The organism is Foetidibacter luteolus (genome assembly GCF_009650435.1).
GTDB lineage: Bacteria > Bacteroidota > Bacteroidia > Chitinophagales > Chitinophagaceae > Foetidibacter > Foetidibacter luteolus.
The window spans coordinates 19,029-40,834 of sequence record NZ_VVIP01000067.1 but is presented as its reverse complement, the minus strand read 5'-3'; the positions used below and the strand labels follow the sequence as shown (position 1 = coordinate 40,834).

Sequence of the window (21,806 nt, the reverse complement as noted above, 5' to 3'; positions counted from 1 at the left end):
GACCCCTTGCGCAGCTTGGGGGCACCCCCTGAAAATTTTCTTTACTAAGTAAAAGCTTTAAGGCTTACCTGTAATAAGAAGAGTTAAAAAACAGAATTTATGAAGAATATCTTTAAAGCATTATTGCTGCTTTTTACAGCCTGCAATGTATCTGCCCAACAAAAAGAGCAGGTTTCTGCGGAAGAATTTGAAAAACTTGCATCGCCTGTTGAGGCGCAATTGCTGGACGTAAGAAGGCCGGATGAATTTGAGGAAGGACATATTAAAAACGCAAAACTGGCCGACTGGCAAAATGAAACCCAGTTTAAACAAAAAGTAGCCCAACTGGATAAAACGAAACCTGTTTACGTGTATTGCAAGGCAGGCATACGCGGCAGCAAGGCGCAGGACTGGCTTACTAAAAACGGGTTTACCCGGGTTATTAATCTGCAGGGCGGCATTGATGCCTGGAAAGAGGCAGGCAAACCGGTTACGAAAGAGCCATAACCCCAATTATGTTTATGCAGGCATTTACGGGTTTTTGCTTGTCTTTTTTCTTCAGCATTGTTGGCTCTCTTCCTCCTGGTACGGTTAACCTCAGTTCTGTGCAACTGGGGCTGGATAACAAGCCCCAACTGGCATGGCGGCTGGCTGCTGCCGCGGCCATAGCGGAGTATTTTTATGCTTACCTGGCTGTAACCTTTGAAGGGTTTATAACATCTTCGCCGCTGGTGGTTAAAAATTTTCACCTGGTGGCCGCACTGGTAATGCTGGTATTGGGCATTTTAAATATCCGCACAAGAAATAAGCCATCGGCACTCTCGCAACGTTTTTACAACAGCGGTTTTCGCCGCGGGCTGGTACTGGGTTTTCTAAACCCGCTGGCCATGCCCTTTTGGATTGGGATAACGGCTTACCTTAAAAGCCAGCATTGGATTAACCTGGACAGTTCTTTGAGGCTGCATGCCTACCTGCTGGGGGTATCATTGGGGGTTTTTACCCTGCTGGTTACGGTAGCCTATATGGCTAACAGGGTTATAAGGCTGTTTAATAAAAGCCATGTAATAGCCAGCATACCGGGCTACCTGATGCTTGGCCTGGGCATTTATGCCCTTATCAGGTATTTTTTTATGATGACAGGGTGAGAGCGTTAAGACCGACCGGCTATTGGTTTAGCACCGCTTTAAATTTTCCATCTGTTAACTGCACTTTTTGGTTGGTACGGTTTAAAACAGTGCCGGTAAAAGTGCCCTCAATTAGTTGGGTGGGTGCATTGTAAGCGGTTATGGCAACCGTTAATTCTGCTGTGGGGGTTGTTTTGTCTGCCCTGTAGAGCGTGTTTCCACCCCTGTCAAAAAAAGTAAATGTGACCGCGTTTAGCGAGGAATAGCTGCCTTTTTGTACCGTGGAGGAACCGGGGATATCCACTAATACGGCAATGGCTGTATCTTTTGAAGGTACAAGCCCTACCAAAGTAACCACTAATGAGCCGTTTACTGTATCGGTAAGCGCCCCGTCAAAATAGCCATGATAACTACGGCCGCCCTGGCTGAACATCCATGCAGAATCGGCCAGGTTAATGTTTTCCGGCTCATCGCTTTCCGCAGGCGTTACATTTATCTCAAAAACGCAGTAGCTGCCGGCAGCATTTACAGGAACAACGGTAACACCCCCGGATGCCGGCGTGCCATTGCCCTGCAGTATAACCTGCTGCAAACCCGTTACTGTAAAATGGCCCGAAGAGCTGAATGCAATGCCGTTAACCGTGGCTGTAGAAATGCTGTAACTACCTGGCCTGCTAACATTTACCCACAAGGTTACGGTGTTGGATGGGGTAAGTGCGGTTCCTTCCGTATAACTTCCTGTCAGTTCTGTATTTGGGCAGGCAAGGGGCGACCCCTCAAGAGAATAAATGGCAGGCAACGGGCTTGCCGACCCGCCTTCATAACTGTATTCCTTACTGCAATTAACCAGCAAGAACAGCCATGCAACAATTATTGCTACCGCCCTTGATACGCTCACAACAATTTGTATTTTAAACAAAAGCCATATAAAAACAGAGTTTCACTACGCTGGTTACACGCTGCGTGCAAAAGATTTTTATGGGCCCGGCAGCAGGAACAAGCATGAGGCTTTACTGTAGCCTGTCCCGAGAGGAACGATTCGGGATCGCACTCTTGTACGCCACCGCTTTGCCCAACAAAAAAACCGGCATCCCTTAGGTTTAATTTTTTACCAGGCATTACCATCCAGCCATTACCGTAAGTACAATAAGGCAAAAAACAACAATTTGATACCGGCAAGAAAACAGAAGTTTTGCCACCTGGCCAACATTAGCCGGCGCTGTTCAGCAAGTTGAAGTATTTTTCAACAAACAGCTCTTTTTGCTTTAGCTTATACTGCATTACAAAACGCGGGTGCGGCAGGGCCGTTATATTGCCAAACCAGCCATACCTGCCGTTAAGCTGCCGCAGGTATTTTAAGTTTTCACCTTCACCTATGCAAAAGCATACATCCCTGTTCAGGCCCCAGGATAACTGGCGGTTAATACAATCTGCCGCAAATGGCTCTATGAGTTGTTTCAGGTTTTTGTCGTCATAATAATTAAGGTTTTTTCCGTTCCGCACAAACCCCAACGGGCTTATGGAAGAGATGTAGAACCGGCCGTAAAAAGCGGCAGGCCCGCCAAAAGCGTCAATTACATCGTAAACAAATACAGACGACAGCTCCTGCTTTTTTGCAAACCCGTTTTCTATGCCGCATTTTTCCTGCAGACGGATGGGGTCTGTAAAAGGAATGCCGGTAACGCCCCCGCCAAAGCGGCCTGGGTTAATACCCAGCATAAGGTGCCGGGCCTGGTTATCGTTGTAAAATTTACTGTAAAAGGCGAGGCAGGCATTTCTTACCTGCCGGTTGTTGTGCACATCCAGCACGCCCACCCCCTCCGGCAGCGCAAAAGGCAGGTGCAGGTTAAAAAGAAAATCAGTTATCAGCGGGGAAAGTTTTTTCATTAAAAAATTAATTTAACATGCGCTGTTACCTTTAAAAGGCGTGGGTTTATAAGCGGCAAGATTTCCGGTTTGCGGCTTTCGCCAAGCTATGGCAGCAACCAACAATAATTAAGTTTTATCAAAATTGCGTTTTTCCACAAATTTTACCCTACTTTTGCCGTCCAAATAAAGAAGAAGAAAAATTCTGGATGTTTTTAAAAAGAAATTGAGATGTCTTACTTAACAAAAGAAAAAAAAGCCACAATTTTTGCAACCCACGGCGGCAAAGCTGAGAACACAGGTTCTATAGAAGGCCAGGTAGCCCTGTTAACAGAGCGTATCAGCAGCATATCCAGCCACCTGCAGGCAAATAAAAAAGATTATTCTACCCACCGCGGCTTAATGCAGATGGTAGGCAAACGTAAACGTTTGTTGAGCTACCTGCAAAAGCACGACCTTACCGGTTACCGCGCATTGATTGAAAAACTGGGTTTAAGAAAATAAATTGTTCAATTATGCTGAAACTATTCCCAACTGCGTTTTGAAACGGTTGGGAATAGTTTTTTTTGCATACGCCTGCAAATAGATTCCTTATCTGTTCACCAGCGGCACCTGTGTACGCCATATTTCCCCGCTTTTCGTACTTCGTGCTTCTATTTTCAATATTTTATTATGTTAACTCAACCAATTCAATCCGCATTTACCTTACCTAACGGAGCGGAAGTTGTTATAGAAACCGGCAAACTGGCCCGCCAGGCAGACGGTGCTGTTACCGTACGCCAGGGTAACTGTATTATTCTTGCTACCGTAGTAGCCAACAAAGAGCCTAAAGAAGGCCAGGACTTTTTCCCGCTATCTGTTGATTACCAGGAAAAATTCGCTTCGGCTGGCCGTATCCCCGGCTCATTCTTTAAACGTGAAGCAAGGCTTAACGATTACGAAGTATTAACCAGCCGCCTTATTGACCGTGCATTGCGCCCATTGTTCCCTGAAGATTACCTGTGCGATGTGCAGGTGCTGATATCCCTTGTATCCAGTGAAGAAGAAATACTTCCGGATGCGCTGGCTTGCCTGGCCGCTTCGGCAGCATTGGCGGTAAGCGACATTCCCATTAAAGAAATCATCTCTGAAGTACGTATTGCCAGGGTAGACGGCAACTTTATTGTAAACCCTAAGCGGTCTGAACTGGCCAAGGCCGACCTGGAGTTCATTATTGCAGCTACAGAGAAAAACCTGATGATGGTGGAAGGTGAAGCCAAAGAATGCAGCGAGGAAGACCTGGTAAAAGCGCTTGAGATTGCCCATGAAGCCATCAGGGTGCAAATTAAAGCGCAGGCAGAACTGCGTGACAAAAAAGGTGTTACAGGTAAACGCGACTACGCTAAACCTGCCCAGGATGAAGCCCTTAAAGAAAAAGTAACTGCTTTTACCAAAGAAAAAATATATGAAATAGCCAAAGCAGGCACTGATAAGCATAGCAGAAGCGATGCTTTTAAAGCGCTTAAAGATGCATTGGTGGAAAGCCTGGGAGAAGACGTTGAAGACAGCACAAAAAAACTGGCTAAAAAATATTACGAAGATTTACAGTGGGAAATAGTGCGCAACATGATACTGGACGACCGCATCCGCCTGGATGGCCGCCAGCTTGACCAGGTTCGCACACTGGCAATGGAAGTTGACCCGCTGCCCACGCCGCACGGTTCTGCCTTATTTACAAGGGGCGAAACCCAATCCCTCACCACAGTTACCCTTGGCACCCCGCTGGATGAGCTGTTGGTTGAAAGCGCTGCTAAATCTGATTATTCCAAATTTATACTGCATTATAACTTCCCGCCATTTTCAACCGGAGAGGTTAAAATGATGCGTGGCCCGGGCCGCCGCGAGGTTGGCCATGGCAACCTGGCCATGCGCAGCCTTAAGCAAATGATGCCGGGCAGCGATTATGCCTACACCGTGCGTATAGTTAGCGACATCCTTGAATCTAACGGTTCTTCGTCAATGGCTACCGTTTGTGCCGGTTCGCTGGCGCTGATGGATGCCGGTGTGCCTTTTCCCAAACACGTAAGTGGTGTGGCTATGGGCCTTATCACCCGTGGCGATGGCAAGTATGCCATCCTTACCGATATATTGGGCGATGAAGACCACCTGGGCGATATGGATTTTAAAGTTACCGGTACCCGCCAGGGCATCTGCGGCGTACAGATGGATATTAAGGTAGATGGCCTTAGCATGGAAGTAATGCGTGAAGCGTTGGAACAGGCACGCAAAGGCCGCCTGCATATTCTTGATGCCATGTACGAGTGCCTGCCTGCACACCGCGATGACGTTAAGCCGCATGCGCCAAGAATGGAAAAACTGATTATTGACAAAGAATTTATTGGTGCGGTAATAGGCCCCGGCGGAAAGATTATACAGGAAATACAGAAAGAAACCGGCACTACCATCAATATTGAAGAAGTGGGCAACTTTGGCGAGGTTAGCATCTTCTCTTCCAACAAAGAAGGTGTGGTTAAAGCGCTTAACTGGGTTAAGGGCATAGTAGCTGTACCGCAGGTTGGCGAAGTGTACGAAGCCAAGGTAAAAAGCATCCAGCCTTATGGTGCTTTTGTGGAGTTTCTGCCTAAAAAAGAAGGCCTGCTGCACATTAGCGAAATAAGCTGGAAACGCCTCGAAACAGTAGAGGGCGTTTTAAACGAAGGCGATATTGTTAAGGTTAAACTGATTGGCCTTGACCAGAAAACCGGTAAGTTTAAGCTGAGCAGAAAAGTATTGCTGCCTAAACCCGAAGGCAAACCTGCACAATAAGCAATTTTGAAAATATAAATAAGCGGCCTCAACCCGGGTTGAGGCCGCTTTATTTTTTGCTTTGCAAAAAACAGGAAGTTTTTTATTTACCGGGCTTTATTGCTACTATGAGGCGTCCGTTGTGTCACTCCCTTGTACGGCAACAATTCTACTGGGCAATTAATGCAATAGACTGCCCCGGGGCAAAGCGAAGGGCTTTGTCAGCTACTCGGCACAGCGCCAGCCTGTAAATTCGCCAGTTTATCATAGTCATATATTCTCTTTATGAGCCACGTTCAAATTACCATAACACCCGTTACTGAAGAGCAAAAAGAAATACTGGTAGCCTTATTAAGCCATGCCGGTTTTGAAGGTTTTGAAGAACAGGACAACCTGGTAAAAGCGTTTATACCCGCGGATAATTTTGATGAGGAAACCCTTTCTTCCATTACAGGGCGGCAGGGTGTTTCCTATCAAAAATCAATTGTGCCCATGCAGAACTGGAATGCCGTGTGGGAATCTTCTTTTGAACCGGTATGTGTGGATGACTTTGTAGCCGTACGTGCAGATTTTCATGCCCCTGTAAGCAATGTGCAGCATGAAATAGTAATTACCCCTAAAATGAGTTTCGGTACCGGGCATCATGCCACTACCTACATGATGATGGATCAAATGCGCCACATTGATTTTTCAGGAAAGAAGGTCTTTGATTTTGGCACCGGTACCGGCATATTGGCCATTCTCGCTGAAAAACTGGGTGCATCTTCAGTATTGGCAATTGATAACGATGAATGGTGCATCAATAATTCACGGGAAAATGTCCATAGCAATCAATGTGAAAATATCCGGGTGGAGCTTGCAGGTAACGTTGCAACAGGTGAAAAATTCGATGTTATACTGGCAAATATCAACAAAAATGTAATACTGGATAACCTAAACGCCCTTTGTGGAAACCTGCAATCCAAAGGTTTTCTGTTACTTAGCGGGCTGTTGGCCGAAGACGAAGCAGACATCTTATATGCAATAGAAAAATTTAATGTGTTGTATAAAGGCTGTTTTTCCCGTGATAAATGGATTTGTATGCTGTTTAATGGCTAATTTTTTCCAGAAAATATTCACACAAAAAGCTGGATTTGCAAACCCGGAACCTTATATTTGTTATCCAGCTTTAACCAATCACCATTGAAAGAACTCCTACTTATCGTATTAGCTTATCTTATTGGGTCAGTTCCCACCTCTGTATGGGTAAGTAAAAGATTTTTTGGAATTGACATCAGGGATTATGGCAGCGGCAATGCCGGCGCCACCAACACTTACCGTGTGCTCGGCTCTAAATGGGGCACATTTGTAATGATTATGGATATGCTGAAGGGCGTTATAGCTACTTCACTATACATTTTTATCCCCTTTTACTTAACCAGCGAGTTGCACCGCACCAACCTGATGATAGGGCTGGGCTTAGCGGCTGTACTTGGCCATATATTTCCTTTATGGGCCAATTTTAAAGGCGGTAAAGGTGTGGCTACACTGTTTGGAATGATCGTTGCGATTCAACCCCTGGTAGCTGTTTGCTGTGTAGGGGTTTTTTTGCTGGTACTTTACCTTACCCGGTTTGTTTCCTTAAGTTCCATCTTATCGGGTATAGCTTTTGCCGTATTTATCCTTTTCATATTTAATGATGATGTAACGCTCTACCGCATATTCTCCATACTGGTAGCGTTAATGGTTATACTCACCCACCAGAAAAACATCAACAGGTTGCTGAATGGCACGGAAAGCAAAGTGCCCATTCTTAAATACCGCGACCGCCGAAGGCAAAAAAGACGTGGTTAATACACACAGCCATTAACACAGAAAAATTCCTCCCCTCTTTCAGTACTCAGTTTTAGGTTGTATTATGCTTAATGTAGCTTCCTAAGCTGAAGTATAATATCATTAAGTTAAGCTGCCAGCCTGAGCCCGCAATAAACGGGTAAAGTGACTTGTACAACCGGTTTCGACAATGCTGCGATAAACTCAGCATGACAATGCTCAACCCGGCATTACAGCCTAAATTTAATAATGTGGGCTGCCGAATAAAGCGGTGCAGTACAAGAGTGCGACGCAAGGGACGCCCAACAGTAGTTCCTGCTGCCGGGTACCAAGACTTTCTTTTTAATCAGATTCCGTTGTACCTGCTACGCCGAATTTTCGTCTTTTGCCTACATCCTTCGTCATTATGCCGATTTGGCCACTACCTGCTTTAAACTAAAAAATAGCTTCAACATCCAAACGGGCATTATTTATTCAATCGCTCCTTATGATGAGAAGCTCTACACTCTTGCTGTTTATTTTTTCCCTTTGTGCCAATACGGGCTTTGCGCAGAGTAATACCACCGGTACTGTTAAAGGCGCTTTGAAAGACACTGCTTCCGGCCAGCTATTAAAAGAAGCTACCATCACCATCCTGAACCAGACGGACTCATCTGTAGTGCTTTACCGGTTAGCCGGCCCTGACGGAAATTTTTCTATTGACAATGTGCCGTTGGGCAATTACCTGCTAATGGTAAGCTTTCAGGGATACGATAATTTTTACCGGCCCTTTGCACTTTCTGCTGAAAAAAATGTTTTTGATGCCGGCAATGTTTACATGCATACTACCGCTAACGATCTGGGCAATGTAACGGTACAGGCGCCACCTATTATTATTAAGAAAGACACTGTTGAGTTTAACGCCGGTATGTTTAAAACCAAACCCAATGCCGTTGCTGAAGACCTTTTGAAAAAGCTGCCGGGTGTGGAAGTGGATAAAGACGGGAATGTAAAAGCGCAGGGCGAACAGGTAAGCCGCATACTGGTGGATGGTAAACGCTTTTTTGGAGATGACCCCAAGATGGCCACCAAAAACCTGCCCCCGGATGTGATTGATAAAATACAGGTTTTTGACGACCTGAGCGACCAAAGCAAATTCACCGGTTTTGATGATGGCAACAGGGTAAAAACCATCAATATTACTACCAAGAAAAACATGCGCAAGGGATATTTTGGCCGTGTTGTTGCGGGGGCAGGCGACAAAGGCTTGTACGATGAAGCTGTTAACCTTAGCCGGTTTAACGGAGACCAACAGATTACTATTATTGGCCAGGCCAATAACACCAACAAACAAAACTTTACCCGGCAGGATATTTTCGGCTCCGGCGGTGGCGGTAACCGGGGCGGCGGTGGCATGCGTGGCAGCGGCGCCGGGGCTTTGCTGCAGAATAACAGCAGCAACGGTATTACCAATACCCTGGCCGGCGGCATTAACTACCGGGACGTGTGGGGGAAAAATACAGACGCTTACGGCAGCTACTTTTACAACAATGTAAAACTGAATACAGAACAGGTTAGCACAATAGAAAACCTGTACCCCGGAGATTCATCACTTTTTAATGACCGTACACAAAAAGGCGAAAACCGCAATATTAACCACCGGCTTAACCTGAACATAGAAACCAAGTTCGATACACTGAATTCCATGATTATCCGACCGAATATTAGCTGGCAGCAGTCAGACAATAACTCAGCTTCTGTTACGTCTGCCACAAGGGGCAAAAGCGTGCCGGTAAGTAATTCAGATGCCCGCACCAGCTCTCATAACAGTGGCTACAATGGCAGTGCCGATATACTTTTCCGCCACAGGTTTGCACAAAAAAAAGGAAGAACAGTTTCGCTGGAGTTGAATTTTGCGGGCAGCGATAAAGACGGTAACGGCACCAATTATTCCACCAATCAATATTTTAACCCGCTGGGCGATTCTACCAGCATTATCAACCAGCAATACCTTTCCCAATCCAACAGCAAGAGTTTTGGCTCTACGTTTTCTTATACAGAGCCCATCAGCAAAAACTCAATGCTGGAGTTGAATTACAATTACTCCCGGAACAAAAACACATCTGCCAAAACCACGTATAGCTATAACCCGCTGGATGATAAGTTCAGCATTATTGATACTCTGCTTACCAATTCGTTCGATAACACTTATACATCTAACAGGGTTACGCTTAACTATCGCCTACAGGCAGAAAAGCTCAACTTCAGCATAGGCTCCGGCGTGCAGTTTGGCAACCTTACCAGCGAAAACCGTTCGAAGGAAATATTTCTCACACAAAAATTCACCAACCTGTATCCTACGGCCAACCTTACATACCGGTTTAACCGCACTACCAACCTGCGCTTTAACTATTCCGGCAGAACGGCCCAACCCAATGTACAGCAATTGCAACCGGTTATTGACAACAGCGACCCGCTTAACATAAGCGTGGGTAACCCTAACCTTAAGCAATCGTTCACCAACTCGTTCAGGTTGCTGTACACCTCGTTTGACAATGTTAAGTTTCGCAACATATTCGCTTCTATTAATGCCAGCTTCATCAATAACAATATCGTTAATTCCACCACTACCATCCTTTCTACTGGTGTAGATACCATAAAGCCGGTAAACCTTAATGGTAATTACAATATATCAGGCTATTTCAACTATGGTTTTCAGCTAAAGAACCCTAAGTCCAACCTTAACTTCGGCACCAATTTTTCGCATAGCCGCGGTGTGGCACTTGTTAGCACTTTAGACAGCGCCAATGCCCAACAAATAAAAACTCAAAATAATGTAACCACCAATTATTCCATTGGCGAAACCATACGCTGGACAACCAACCTGAAAGAAAACTTCGACATGAATTTTTCCGCTTCGCCCACTTATAATATTTCCCGCTATTCTGTACAGCCTGGCCAGAATGCCAATTACTTTACGCTGGGCCTTTCCGCCGAACCTACCTATTACACCAAAAACGGCTGGATACTTTCGTCAGACTTTACCTATACCTATTACGGCAGTGGCTCTTCTGCTTACAGCGCCACCAGCATACCCTTGTGGAATGCCAGTATAGGCAAGCAGTTATTTAAGAATAAACAGGGTGAAATAAAACTGTCCGTTTTTGACCTGCTTAACCAGAATGTAAGCCTTAACAGAACAGTTACGGATAACTATATACAGCAAACACAAACAAAAGTGCTTACCCGTTATGTGTTGCTCACGTTTACGTATAACCTGCGCAACTTCGGCGCTAAACAACAGCAGCGCCAGCGCAGCGATATGCCGCCGGGCATGCGTTTCCGCGGCGATGGGCCAATAGGTATGCCCCCGGGTGGTGGTTTTCCACCTCCGGGCGGGCCGGGCATATAATGTAAAATGCAGTATGCACCCACCCCAAAAGTCCTGGTTTTACCCTTAACGGTTGCACTGTTTCGCCCACTTTCCGGCATGCCATAAGCTATTGCAAGCGCCCGGCAGAACTGCGTTCGCATTTCATTTCTTTTGGGGGTGTCCCTCGTACCTCGGGCCGGGCTTTCCGCTATTACTCCGGCACAAAAGCCCTGCTGCGATGGCCTCACCGGGGTAACCGCTTCAATCCCTCACCCGGAAGACGGAGAGTGGTGAGTGGGGGATTTCGTGAATGGTGAGTGGGGGTATTCCGCTTCGTCATTGTCAGCATTCCTTGTTCCTTGTTCGTTATTCTTTTCGTGAATGATGAGCATGTCCCGGAGGGATTACTTAGAAAAATCTAAAGTGTTGCAAATCAATTACTAACATATCAGGGTCGAACTTTCAGTCGAACCCAAACGAATTTCTCATCTCTCCCTTATAGAACTTTCCAAAGAATAGCATATCAATATAAAGGTACGCTTATTCTACCTTTACCTTACTTATTCATACTCAGACGACATCTAAAATATAATGAAGGTATTTGCAATTTTAATAACTGGAGTTTGTGGATCCTAATGTGAAAATTATCCTCGCTTGATTGTAGAATAGGAATAAAGCAGGCAACAGCATTCAAAAAAGTTATACTTATTAATTCTCTTAATGAAATCCCATCCCGGTTGCTTTCCTACTGCCTACTGTGTTCAACTTGCCGCTCATCATCTCATGACCATTTTTATGTTTCTTAAAACGCTTGCCATTGGCTTGCTGGTTAACATCCACTTTCATGCGAATTGTTCGTGTTAGCTCATTCTCGACTGTGTTGTTAAGGGATTAATCATAAAAAATTTTGGTAAGTTATGTCTGCCAAAAGCTGCTGCAACCATACAGCTATTTAAATCCAGGGATAACGAGCGAGGAATTACTTTGAGGTGCGGTATGGAGCATATGGTTTTCATGGCGACCAATTAAATCGCTATCACTTCATCGTTCAGTTTTAATAGTTTAATTTAATTACAACTTTACATAAGATTAGCCCTGTGTGGGTAACATACTTTATGTGGATCCTGCCTTGCTAAACTTTATAAATCAATCTTGCCACAATATTCTTAATAATCACTTAAGCACGGGGTTACAACGATAGGTGAATTGCTATGTCCGATCAAGCACCAAACTATCGGGTTATTATTTATTTATGTCGAATCCAATTTGTATAGCACGGTATAGAAGAGGACATGTAGAGATGATCTTATGGATTTATATTGCGCAATACCCTTGCTCAATCTTATTATGAATGCAGCCTTTATAACCACTATATATCGCTGAAGAAAATAAAAACAACGATATACAGTGGTTATTGAAAAGATTATTTTTTGTAACTAATTAATTGTTAGTTACTTACAGATGGCAGGCATGTTGCAAATATCTATACTACAAAAAAGCTAATTATGCTAACCGTTAAAGAGGCAAAATGCAACTTAAACCTGGAAGTTCATGACCTATCAATGATTACAGGATGTTCAAAAGAGACATTTCCGGATTATTTATCCGACTATTTTTTTATTGTGTATGTAGCCAACGGTGTGGGGGCATTTAAATATTTTGACCAACAAGTACACCTTTATCCCGGATCTGTTTATTTTTTCTCCCCAGGGCAAATAAATTTTTTGCGACACCTGATTTCCGAAGGAACAGCACTAGCATTTTCTTCCACATTTTTAAGCAGTCAGGACTTAGCATTGACAGCATTGATGACACGTGGGCTGTTCAGCACTTCATATATAAACCTGGTGAAAATTCCAGAGCAGAAACACCAGGAAGTAGAACGCTTGCTTATGCTCATGCATGCAGAGTATTCAGGCATTTCAAGTTTAAAGCAGGAAGTCTTGCATGCATTACTGAGGATATTTCTTGCAGATTTGCTGAAAAAAATCCCACTTGTAAACGCAGATATGTCGGTTACGGCGACTGACGCAGATCTTGCCGCCCGGTTTTTGGAAATGGTACACGCAAATTTTCTTACAATGAAAAAAGTAAGTGAGTATGCAGACAGGCTGTGCATTACGCCCAACTACCTCAGCGCAAAAATCCGTATTGTTACAGGTTATTCAGCAAGATACCACATTCAGCAGCGGATTGTGCAGGAAGCTAAACACCATGTAGGAAATGGCAGCCGCACATTGAAGGAAGTTGCCTATATGTTAGGTTTTGATGACCTGTCCCATTTTAGCAAGTTCTTTAAAAATATCACAGGAATGAACTTTACACATTTTAAAAAATCATCCATGTCGTTATTGAATTAGCCTGTCTTTCCCGCTGTCGTTCGAAGCCAATAACCTTCTTTTGATGCCAAACTTTTTCATTTTGGAATGAAGTGTTGTTGGGGGGAGGCTAAGCAATTCTGCAGCACTGCCAGGGCCCTGAACTTTACCTTTGCATTGTTGCAGTGCACGGAGAATAATATCTTTTTCCATCTGCACCATAGGCTTAATTTCATCTGCCCTTTCACTTGCTCTTCGATCCCGTGAGGGCAGATCGATATGCCGGATAAGTGATTCTTTGCTTAACAGGATAGTCCTTTCCAGCAAGTGCTCTAGCTCCCTTACATTTCCGGGCCAGTCATAATTGGTCATTTGCTTGAGCACAGCCGCGGAAACACCGGTCACATTCCTGCCGGTTATTTTTGAATATCGGCTAATAAAGTGTTCAACCAGCGCAGGAATGTCTTCCGTCCGATCTCTCAACGGGGGCATTTCTATCGGGAAAACATTTAATCTGTAATAAAGATCACTTCTGAAACGCCCCTGCCTCACTTCATTTTCCAAGTTTCTGTTGGTGGCGGAAATGATACGGACATTCACCTTGATCACAGAGCGCCCACCCAGTCGCTCAATTTCTTTTTCCTGTATGGCACGCAGTAGTTTTGCCTGCAACTCCAAAGAAAGTTCACCGATTTCGTCCAGGAAAAGGGTACTGTTATTGGCCAGCTCAAATTTTCCGATACGCCTTTCAAATGCACCTGTAAAGCTTCCGCGCTCATGTCCAAACAATTCGCTTTCCACCAAGTTGGATGGCAAAGCGGCGCAATTTAATTTCACCATCAGCTTTTCTTTTTGCTGAGAGTGGTTGTGTATTGCGCGCGCTACCAGTTCTTTGCCGGTGCCGGTTTCACCCAATATCAGAACACTGGCGCCAGTAGCCGCAACCTGCGAAATTAACTGGTAAACATGTTGCATACCTGTTGCCTGCCCTACCAGTTCAGAATAATTATAAGCCGTACCGATTTCTTCCTGCAGGTAACGGTTTTCCTGTTCCAGTTGCTGTTTATAACGATTGATTTCATTAAACTGTGCTGCGATTTTTTCGTTGCTGATGATATTTGCTATGGCAATGGCGATCTGAGAAGAAATTCCCAGTATCAATTCATCATTTACCTGGTCAGGGGGTGTCAATAAAATGCCTATTTCATTTGCACCAACTTTCAAAGGCACACCTAATATCTTGTCTACACCAATGGATTTCCATAAATCTGCGCCAGGAAACGAGATACGCGCTTCACTCAATAATTCATCAATATTGAAAACAACTGGTGTTGCCGCTTTCAGAACAGCCTCCGCAAGTCCTCCTTTAATAGGAAACCGATTGTTCTTAATTTGTTCAAAGCCAGGTTGGGCAGCATAGCCGGATGCCAAGTCGTATAAAAAATAGCTATGTGTAAGCCTATCGTCATTTATTACCGACAGGATATATTCCTTTATAAAAAATAAATCTTTAAGGTACCTATTGATGGTAGAAGCCAAGCCTTCTTTGTCTTTTACGGCAGCTATATCATAACTAAAGGATAAAAGCAGGGACTTCTCCTTTTCACGGCGTTGTAGTTCTTCCGTTGCAAGAATATTGGATACCGCAATAGATACCTGATAGGCGATGCCTTTAATGATGGAGATATCCTCAGGAGTAAATGTGTGCTTTCTGTCTGAATAAAAATGCAGCACCCCCCATACACCTTTTTCGTTCAACAGGGGTGTGGAGACAGCTTCCTTTAACCCGGCTTCATAATGAATGCGGGCGTATTTGGGAACATGCGCCCTGCTAACAACTTCTTCGTAATCAGATACCGTAGGTTCTTCCTGTTCGATAAAACGGTTGAATATGCCATCATTTACCGCGTAAACAGTGGTAACCAGGTCCTGGTAAGCGGGGTGCACTTTGGATTTTGATGCAGGATCGGTAAGAAATACGCTGAAATTTTGCCCGTCTTCACTGATGGCGGAGATACTGCTGTGGGTAAAATAGAAAAGCTTTTTTAACTCTGAATTGATAAGAGTAAGCAGCTGGTTTTTGTCCCTGATCTTCGCTATCCTGTAACTTACAGCCAACAGCGTTTCTTTTTCATATTCCCTTTTGCGCAAATGCTCACCGGAGAAAATATTGGCAATGGCAACCGACACCTGGCTTGCAACTGCCTTAATAATCTGCAGATGGTTTTGATTGAAGGTCCGTACCCTGTCTGACAGAAAAGTTAGTACGCCAAAGATACCATTATCACCATGCAGCGGTATAGCAGCCAGTTCCCTGATGCCGGCTTGGTAGTGGATGGTGATATAAAACGGCATATTGCCGCCAGGCACCAGTTTTTCAAGGTCAAATACAGTAGGCTCGTCTGACTCAAGCACTTCTTTGAACGGTCCGCTTACAGGATATCTTGTCGCAATCATTGATTGGTAATCAGGATGTGACCGTGACCTGGATGCAGGGTCAAGCAGGAACGCGGAAAAAGTGCTATCCTCCTGATGAATTACGGAAATACTTGAATGGGTAAAGTAAAGCAGCTTGCGCAGTTGGGTATTAATAAGCGCCAGCAGGTCTGCTTTATCACGTATCAATGCCATCTCGTTGCTAATTGAGAGCAGCATTTCTTTTTCCCTTTCCCTTGCCTGCATTTGCACAGCGGTGCGGATATTTATGATGGCTATGGACAACAGCGAAAACACTTCTTCAATAACCTTAAGCATTTCGGGATTGCAACACCTGCTGTCTTCAAAATACAGTACTGCAATTCCGGATACATTATTGCAATCCTCTATCCTGTACAATACAAACCCGGGAGAGGGAGGGCCAGCCTGACGCCCGGCCAGGTGGTACAGCTCATTTAATTCTGCCGGAGAAACATTCGCAATATGGAAGAAAACCGGGGTTTCGGACTGTCGTACAGCTTCAAGCACAAGAGGAATCTCCCGCAAAGATTGGCCAGTTGTTATCCCTGGCGGACATGCGTCATGCAATGTCAATCGTTTATCTTCATGACAATAATTATAAATAGCCATCTGGCCAAAAGGGGCCAGCTTAGAGAAATGATGTTCCATCAATAGCTGTAACTCCTGCTGGCTTTTCACCAGTGTTACCATCCTCCTGATGGCTAAAAGATGAGGATCCGTTGCCATAAAATTCCAATATAACGCTTTTGCTGCTTATTGACACTTGTTTTGTTAAAGGGCATCCCAGTTTGCCGTACCGGCTGTATATTTCTTCTTTCGGAAAGTATAACGCAGCTGACACGCATACGCAGGATTTTTTAATGCTGTTTTGCAGTGTTATGCATGCTAACCTATCTCTTTTTTAAGTCCGAAGCTTTCGCAAAAATGCAAAACGCCAGTGAAAATCCGCTTAATCCTTACTCTGCGCTTATTTGTAACATATCGCAATTCTACCAGGGGCTGAAAAGATGCCATGAAATACCAACCGATGAATGGATTGCGACGCAACGAAGCCGCTACAGGGCTATGCTGCCGGTATCAAAAAGAAACGTACAGTAAAACCTGCAAATAGTAAAATACATTTCGCCTATTTTCCCAGGTGTTGACTGACTATGCCCATTTTTTTTAGTTTGGATGTAAGTATTGCAGGCGAAATGCCAAGTATAGCGGCTGCGCCGTTTGAACCGGAAACGCGGTAATTGCACCAGACCAAAACCTGTAGGATGTGATCCTTCTCCACGTCTTCTAACGTTTTCCAGGACTTATGCTGTGATGAAACTTCTGGCAATTCCAATTCCGTGCGGGGCAGTAGAATGTCATCTATTTCGGAACCGGTGGCAAGTATAACATGCCTTTCTATAATATTTTGAAGTTCCCGTATATTGCCGGGCCAGGTGTAGCCATCCAGTGTGTGCAGTGCCTTTTCAGATAAACCCACTTTTTTGCCAATGGTATCACCATAGTGGCGTGTGAAGGCCTGTGCAAGCGCGGGAATATCTTCTTTCCTCTCTCGCAAAGGAGGTAAGGTAACCGGAAATACCTGGAGACGATAATACAGGTCAAGCCTGAACCTTCCCTCTGCAATTTGCTCTTCCAGTATGCGGTTGGTTGCCGCGACAATACGGATATTCAGGCGTACCGGATCTTTCCCCCCCAACCGGTACAGTTCCTTTTCCTGCAACACCCTTAACAGTTTGGCCTGGGCATCAACAGGCATCTCTGCTATTTCATCGAGGAATATGGTACCACCCTGTGCCTGCTCAAACTTTCCTGTTTTGCGTTCATAAGCGTCTGTAAATGCCCCCTTCTCGCTTCCAAACAACTCCTGTTCTATCAGTTGCGCGGGGATGGCGCCACAGTTGACTTTAACAAATGGCCCGGAATGCCTTGCAGAATGCGCATGTATATAATCTGCCAGGAATTCTTTACCCGTTCCACTCTCTCCTAAAAGCAATACCGAGGTTTCGCTGCCGCAAACCGCATTTATCAGATCCATCACTTTAAGCATTGATGGGCTTTTCAATAATACGTTACCCCCTGTTTTATTTCTTTCGAATAGCGAGCTGCCTGTTTTTTTCGGCAGCTGTTTTACAAATCCCTTCCGATAAAAAGCAATATCAAGTGCAATTAAGACGTCTTTTTCCCGAAATGGTTTTACAATAAAGCCGTAGGGTACGGTAGCTTTTGCCGCTTCCAGAATATCCCTGCTGGAATTGGCGGATATATACACAAAAGGTATATCCAGATCATTGAGCGCAACAGCAAGATCAATACCTGTAAGGTTACCCCTAAGATAGATATCTATCATTACCATATCCGGCTTTTGTTGGGCGATAAGTTGCTCGGCCTGAAAAACGGATCTGGCCACACCGCAAACACCGTAATCATTTTTTTCAAGCATCGTCCGCAAATTACCCGCAACCACCAGTTCGTCTTCCACAATAAGTATTTGATGTTTCATAGGTTCTTTATTTAAGAAGATGACCCAAAAGTTTTATGCTGTTTTTAGAAACCATATTGATAATTTAAGCCCTTTTTCGTTGTTGATGGAAAGCTTTCCTTCCAGCTGGTCAATGAATGTCCTGATGAGCAGCATGCCAAGAGATGGAGATGCATCGATATGAATGCCATCTGGGAGGCCTGGACCGTTGTCTTTAATAACAAGCTGCACCCAACCGGTTTCATCTTCACTGATACTGATCCTGATGCGGCAGCAACTATTACCTGGCAAAGCGTATTTAATCGCATTGGACACCGCTTCGTGGATGATCATGCCCACGGCCACTGCCTGACTGATATCCAGTCGTACAGATTGTGCCTGGATAACCGGCTGCACAAGAGCGTCTGAATCATAACTTTCCCTCAGGTAGCTTACCAGTTCACGCACATATAATTCCATATCAATGCTTGCTGAAGTGCCCGGTTGATATAACTTCTGGTGTAAGAGGGATATAGCCTGCATCCTGCCTGTACTTTCACGGATTGCCTTGATGGCATGCTCATGTTCAAGATAACCGTATTGTGTTTCCAGTAGGCTGATGATAATCTGCAAATTATTTTTTACCCGATGGTGAGCTTCCCGCACCAGACACTCTTTTTCCTTTACCATTTTTTCCAGTGACAGGTTCTTTTGAGATATCTCAGCCTGCTTCCATTTCAGTTCCAGGTTATGCCGCTGCTTGGTACGATACCTGCTGTAAGCCAGTATTAGCAATATTAACAACAAACAACTTGTAACAAGGATGAATTGCCTGATCTGCGTTGCCTGCCTTAACTCACGCCGCTGGTGGCTGGCAATATTTTTCAGGTCGGCTATGTCCTTCCTGTTTTGTTCCGCCTCGTACCTTAACATAAGCTCGTTGAATTGTCTGACTTTTTTATCGTTGAATATCCTGTCTTTGATTTGCTGAAACTGCTGCAGATGTTTAATGGCCGCTGCATAGTCTCCGTTAAGAGAATCTATTTTAAACAGCATCAGATGCATGTCTTTCAAATGTGCCAACGGCACCCTTCCAGGCGAAAAATGGAGGGCTGTATCCAGGTACGCGGCTGCTGTTTTCAGTGCACCTGACTGAAACTTAAAACTACCGAAAGCATAATATGCGCCTGCGGATATCTGGTTTCCAAGGTGTATGTTGCGCTCCACGCTCATCATTTCATTGAAATGCATTGCAGCTTTACCCTGTTGTCGCAAAGCTGAATAACATTCCCCCATCGCTCTTGCCAACAGTTCCTTTTGAACTGGCATTAAAGGATGATAAGTTTTTTTGGCTTCTGTTAATAACTCAAGTGCCAGCCCGGCTTTATGCAAAATCACCATTTGTATAGCCGCCAGGCTCTTTATGCGTATAACCGGTTCTCTGTCCCCTGCCAGTTCGAACGCGCTTGCGGCGCGGGCATACCAGGTTACGCTTTGCGACGGCTCCCCAATCTCACTATATATATCACCGAGGCGTTCATAGACATAAGCAGCATAAGTGGTATCTCTTGTTTGCTCCATGCTTTTCACAGCATTCAACGCGTATGTTAATGCGTTGTCGTAATCGCCCTTGAATATATATATATCGGTTAGCGGCTGATAGCTTTCATGAAAATTCCTGTAACCGGCCTTTTTCTGCAAATCGACAGCACGCAATAATTCTGCTGCTGCCGTATCCAGCTTCCCCTGGCGGCGATAGACTTCTGCCCGTGCCCTTACCGCCCATATTTCTTTATCCGGCATGCCAACTGCATGAAATAATTCAATTGATTTTGTAATGAGTCTGGCTTTCTCATCAAATGTGCTGTCATTATCAGGTATGTTATAGCCATAATCTATCCAAAAAATTCCTTCCAGGTATTTATTTTTTATGCTATTCACCAAATGGATAGCTTGTTCAAATAGCCTCCTCCCTTTTGCCAGGTCTCTTAGTTCAAAGAAATACTTCGCCTGAAAACGCAACGCTTCGGCTTCCCAGCGCACCAATTTCAGTTTACGGCTACACAGAAGTGCTTCTTCAAACATCTGGTTCGTACTGTCATAATCCGTTTTTCCAACGCCGTGCCGGTACATATAATTTTCGCCTGTCAATAATAATGCACGGATATCTGTAACAGATTTTGCCGGGCGGTGCAGCAATGCCGCGGCAGATTTTTGGTCATTTATCTCCAGGTAAGTTTTTAAGAGCAGTATGTCTGATTCGCTTGCCAGCGAATCTTCACCCAGCCGTAGCGCAACACTTTTCGAGCAGATTGAAAAATATTTGGCGCTGTCAATATCAGAGGGAACCGTTCCTATTTTCAGCAGGTACCGCTTGCCAAGATCAAGCCACAGGGGCAGGCGTTGCCGGTCTGTTTTACAGGTCATCAGCTTTTGATCCAGTTCCTGGATAGTTTCTCCGTCAATATGCTGGCTAAAACAAGGTGGAAAGGTTAAGGCAAAAACCGCAATCAGCGAAAGTAGGAATTGTAAGCAGCGCTTTAGATGGCGGTATCCCATATCAGTTATTTTCTCTTTCTTCAAAGTTCTGAACTTGTAATATTATATGGATTAATTTGGCAGAAAAACCTTCATTTATACAAAAAAAGCCTTTATACAGCCATATTTATTTCAGTTATCGTAAAACAGCATTAGTTTGTTCACCACAAACCGTTAAATGTACATTGACGTTGCATGCAACACCTGATAGTTTTGAGTGCCTCTTTCCCATGAAAAAAAGTAATAAGCGATGGAACGGTTTGTATGGAAATTTAAAGAAACAAGTTTTGCCGGTTACCATTGGAGGCCTCAACAATACGACTATGTGGTAATACTGGTACATGGCATTGGGGAATATGCGGGTAGGTACAAGCATGTGGCCGCTTTTTTTAACAGGCAAAACATTGCAGTAACCTCAATAGACCTTTACGGGCATGGATACAGCGATGGACAGCGGGGCGCATCCAAGGGGCTTGTGTTTAGCCTGGAATATCTTTCCGCCTTTATCAACACTTCTATTAAAGAATATAAATGTCCCGCAATCCTTTATGGTCACAGTATGGGCGGCGGATTGGCAGCCGGGTTGCTTTTACGTAAAAAAACCGACATAGCCGCCGCTATTCTAACTTCGCCGGGGCTGGTAGTGGCCCAAATGCCCCGGCTGAAGGAAAAATTACTGTGCATGGCCAATTTTATCGTTCCTAACCTAAGAATTAGCCAGGGTTTCCAGCTTGAGAAAATAACAAGGAACACCGAAGCTGTAAATGCATTTCGCAACGACCCTGCCACCCATGGCATGGTGAGCATCCGGCTGGCTTATGAAATGATCTGCAATGGCCGCTGGTGCATTGCAAATGCCCATCGGTTAAAGCACAAGACCCTCCTTATCCACGGCACTTGCGACCACTTTACCAACATAAATGGCTCACGGGAATTTGCTGCCGGCGCTAACAAGACTGCGCTATCTTTTATTGAATGGCCCGGAGGTTATCATGAATTGCATAATGAGCCGGATGCGGCGGCTTTTTTTGACAGGGTTATACAATGGCTGAAAGAGACAAAGGTTTTACAGGGAGATTAGGTAAACAGTACAGAAAACTGCTTTGTACAATTAAAAC

14 protein-coding genes are annotated in these 21,806 nt (G+C 44.6%); 9 read left to right on the top strand and 5 right to left on the bottom strand.

Features of this window, described 5'->3' with window-relative positions:
• Window positions 1-99: 99 nt before the first annotated feature.
• Both F0364_RS22140 and F0364_RS22135 read left to right on the top strand, forming a co-directional pair.
• Window positions 100-486, top strand: coding sequence for a rhodanese-like domain-containing protein (locus tag F0364_RS22140; protein WP_153800006.1), 387 nt, complete (start codon window positions 100-102; stop codon window positions 484-486).
• A gap of 14 nt (window positions 487-500) precedes the next feature.
• The gene (locus F0364_RS22135) at window positions 501-1,124 is read left to right on the top strand and encodes a LysE family transporter (RefSeq protein ID WP_207632828.1); all 624 of its coding nucleotides are present in this window, start codon (window positions 501-503) and stop codon (window positions 1,122-1,124) included.
• Between the two features lie 19 nt (window positions 1,125-1,143).
• Here the strand turns inward: F0364_RS22135 and F0364_RS22130 are convergent, their stop codons facing one another.
• Both F0364_RS22130 and F0364_RS22125 read right to left on the bottom strand, forming a co-directional pair.
• The gene (locus F0364_RS22130) at window positions 1,144-2,001 is read right to left on the bottom strand and encodes a hypothetical protein (protein ID WP_153800004.1); all 858 of its coding nucleotides are present in this window, start codon (window positions 1,999-2,001) and stop codon (window positions 1,144-1,146) included.
• 311 nt (window positions 2,002-2,312) lie between these two features.
• Complete coding sequence (locus tag F0364_RS22125; RefSeq protein WP_153800003.1) at window positions 2,313-2,990, bottom strand: uracil-DNA glycosylase family protein; 678 nt, start codon at window positions 2,988-2,990, stop codon at window positions 2,313-2,315.
• A 210-nt stretch (window positions 2,991-3,200) separates the two neighbouring features.
• Between F0364_RS22125 and rpsO the strand changes: the two genes are divergently transcribed.
• From rpsO to F0364_RS22095, 6 genes are all read left to right on the top strand, one after another.
• Window positions 3,201-3,473 carry a 30S ribosomal protein S15 gene (gene rpsO / locus F0364_RS22120; RefSeq protein ID WP_153800002.1) on the top strand — a complete coding sequence of 91 codons (273 nt, stop codon included), beginning with the start codon at window positions 3,201-3,203 and terminating at the stop codon, window positions 3,471-3,473.
• 168 nt (window positions 3,474-3,641) lie between these two features.
• Complete coding sequence (gene pnp, locus F0364_RS22115; RefSeq protein ID WP_153800001.1) at window positions 3,642-5,774, top strand: polyribonucleotide nucleotidyltransferase; 2,133 nt, start codon at window positions 3,642-3,644, stop codon at window positions 5,772-5,774.
• A gap of 264 nt (window positions 5,775-6,038) precedes the next feature.
• Entirely contained in the window at window positions 6,039-6,851 is an 813-nt protein-coding gene (gene prmA / locus F0364_RS22110) for a 50S ribosomal protein L11 methyltransferase (RefSeq protein ID WP_153800000.1), read from the top strand.
• A gap of 84 nt (window positions 6,852-6,935) precedes the next feature.
• Window positions 6,936-7,586: a glycerol-3-phosphate 1-O-acyltransferase PlsY gene (plsY, locus tag F0364_RS22105; protein WP_153799999.1), complete on the top strand. Its 651-nt coding sequence runs from the start codon at window positions 6,936-6,938 to the stop codon at window positions 7,584-7,586.
• A gap of 466 nt (window positions 7,587-8,052) precedes the next feature.
• Window positions 8,053-10,956 (top strand): outer membrane beta-barrel family protein, encoded by a 2,904-nt coding sequence (locus F0364_RS22100; RefSeq protein ID WP_153799998.1) that lies wholly within the window; start codon window positions 8,053-8,055, stop codon window positions 10,954-10,956.
• Window positions 10,957-12,422: 1,466 nt separating this feature from the next.
• Window positions 12,423-13,277, top strand: coding sequence for a helix-turn-helix domain-containing protein (locus F0364_RS22095; protein ID WP_153799997.1), 855 nt, complete (start codon window positions 12,423-12,425; stop codon window positions 13,275-13,277).
• On the opposite strand, the gene F0364_RS22090 is transcribed toward F0364_RS22095, so the two are convergent.
• The 3 genes from F0364_RS22090 to F0364_RS22080 form a co-directional block, all read right to left on the bottom strand.
• Window positions 13,266-16,418 carry a sigma 54-interacting transcriptional regulator gene (locus tag F0364_RS22090; protein WP_153799996.1) on the bottom strand — a complete coding sequence of 1,051 codons (3,153 nt, stop codon included), beginning with the start codon at window positions 16,416-16,418 and terminating at the stop codon, window positions 13,266-13,268. The genes F0364_RS22095 and F0364_RS22090 overlap by 12 nt on opposite strands.
• 400 nt (window positions 16,419-16,818) lie before the next feature.
• A complete protein-coding gene (locus tag F0364_RS22085) occupies window positions 16,819-18,192 on the bottom strand; it encodes a sigma-54-dependent transcriptional regulator (RefSeq protein ID WP_153799995.1) in 1,374 nt (457 codons plus the stop codon).
• Between the two features lie 33 nt (window positions 18,193-18,225).
• The gene (locus F0364_RS22080; RefSeq protein ID WP_153799994.1) at window positions 18,226-20,709 is read right to left on the bottom strand and encodes a tetratricopeptide repeat-containing sensor histidine kinase; all 2,484 of its coding nucleotides are present in this window, start codon (window positions 20,707-20,709) and stop codon (window positions 18,226-18,228) included.
• A gap of 229 nt (window positions 20,710-20,938) precedes the next feature.
• On the opposite strand from F0364_RS22080, the gene F0364_RS22075 reads away from it, so the two are divergent.
• Window positions 20,939-21,769 (top strand): alpha/beta hydrolase, encoded by an 831-nt coding sequence (locus F0364_RS22075; protein WP_153799993.1) that lies wholly within the window; start codon window positions 20,939-20,941, stop codon window positions 21,767-21,769.
• Window positions 21,770-21,806 lie beyond the last annotated feature (37 nt).